Consider the following 1,352-nt stretch of genomic DNA (forward strand, 5'->3'; position numbering starts at 1 on the left):
TCGGCATGGCGGCTGGCCGTGTCTTTCGTCGCGGTGACCACCGCCATCGTGTCGTGATCGGCAAGGATACGCGCCTGTCGGGCTATATGCTTGAACCCGCGCTCACAGCCGGTTTCACCTCGATGGGGCTTTGTTGCACAAACCTATCTGTAAAGGCTTTTTCAGCGATATAATTTTCAAATGAAGAAGCCTACACACAAAATCTACCGCACAACCAATTGGCCCGCATATAACCGAGCACTCATGAGTCGCGGAAATATTGCCATTTGGTTTGATCCTGCTACGCAATGGTATGCTCCATCAAAAGGCAAACAAGGGCGAAATCAAACCTACTCCGACGCAGCTATCCAATGCTGCTTAATGATTAAATCTCTATTCCGTTTGTCTTTACGTATGGTCACTGGCTTTGTGCAAAGTCTGATTAAACTTTGCGGATTAAATTGGACCGCACCAGATTACAGTACGCTTTGTAGAAGACAAAAGCATATTGATATTGCAATCAGCTACCAAAAAAGTAGCGATGGGCTGCATCTACTCGTAGACTCTACAGGCATGAAGTTTCTAGGTGAGGGCGAATGGAAACGCAAGAAACATGGAGCTGAATATCGTCGCCAATGGCGTAAACTACATATTGGTATAGATGCCAAAACCCTACAAATACGCGCTATTCAGCTCACAACCAATAATGTCAGTGATTCACAGGTGCTTGGTGATTTACTTAATCAGATTCCACAAGATGAGCAGATTGACTCTGTTTATACCGATGGAGCTTATGACACCAAGCAATGCCGTCAGGTCATTGCAGATCGGCAAGCGCATGCGGTGATTCCACCTAGAAAAAATGCGAAACCATGGAAAGATACAAAGAGTAGCTCGCTAGAGCGAAATGAATTACTTCGAACAGTTAAACATTTAGGCAGGACATTATGGAAAAAATGGTCAGGCTATCATCGCCGCAGTTTGGTGGAAACCAAGATGCATTGCATCAAATTATTAGGCGATAAATTAATGGCAAGAAGCTTTCCTAGTCAGGTGAATGAGATCCATGCACGTGTAGCAGTCCTTAACAGATTTACGGAATTAGGTCGCCCACTTACCCAAGTTACGCCTTAAATTTGCTCTGTACACGACAAATTTCACAGAACCCTTATCCTATCAGGATTCTGCTTTCTTAAAATTGCCAAAATTTCCTTAAACTCTTCTTTTTTCCCAAAACCAATTAAATGCTGAATCGCCATTTGAACATAGTCTAAACCATAGCGAAATAAACTCATTGAGAGTCGTCCATGCTTCTTTATTTTTATCGCTTTTTTTTGATTATGTTGCCATTCACCCGTTAAGTAACACCAACA

The 1,352-nt window shown here is 43.0% G+C and carries 2 protein-coding genes and 1 pseudogene; 2 read left to right on the forward strand and 1 reads right to left on the reverse strand.

All coding sequences use genetic code 11. From position 1 onward, the window contains the following. The first annotated feature begins 5 nt into the window (after positions 1-5). Entirely contained in the window at positions 6-173 is a 168-nt protein-coding gene (locus FTV52_RS14515) for a hypothetical protein (protein ID WP_257218350.1), read from the forward strand. 7 nt (positions 174-180) lie between these two features. Continuing rightward, positions 181-1,113, forward strand: coding sequence for an IS5-like element IS17 family transposase (locus FTV52_RS14520; protein ID WP_099475569.1), 933 nt, complete (start codon positions 181-183; stop codon positions 1,111-1,113). A 23-nt stretch (positions 1,114-1,136) separates the two neighbouring features. Here FTV52_RS14520 and FTV52_RS14525 read toward each other — a convergent pair. Beyond that, a pseudogene (locus FTV52_RS14525) lies at positions 1,137-1,352 on the reverse strand (IS4 family transposase); the annotation flags it as partial.

The sequence above is a fragment of the Acinetobacter sp. YH1901141 genome, from assembly GCF_013416935.1.
Lineage (GTDB): Bacteria > Pseudomonadota > Gammaproteobacteria > Pseudomonadales > Moraxellaceae > Acinetobacter > Acinetobacter towneri.

Excerpts from the sequence above, each read along its gene's own strand:
- FTV52_RS14515 (WP_257218350.1), top strand. The coding sequence starts at position 6 with ATGGCGGCTGGCCGTGTCTTTCGTCGCGGTGACCACCGCCATCGTGTC.
- FTV52_RS14520 (WP_099475569.1), top strand. The coding sequence starts at position 181 with ATGAAGAAGCCTACACACAAAATCTACCGCACAACCAATTGGCCCGCA.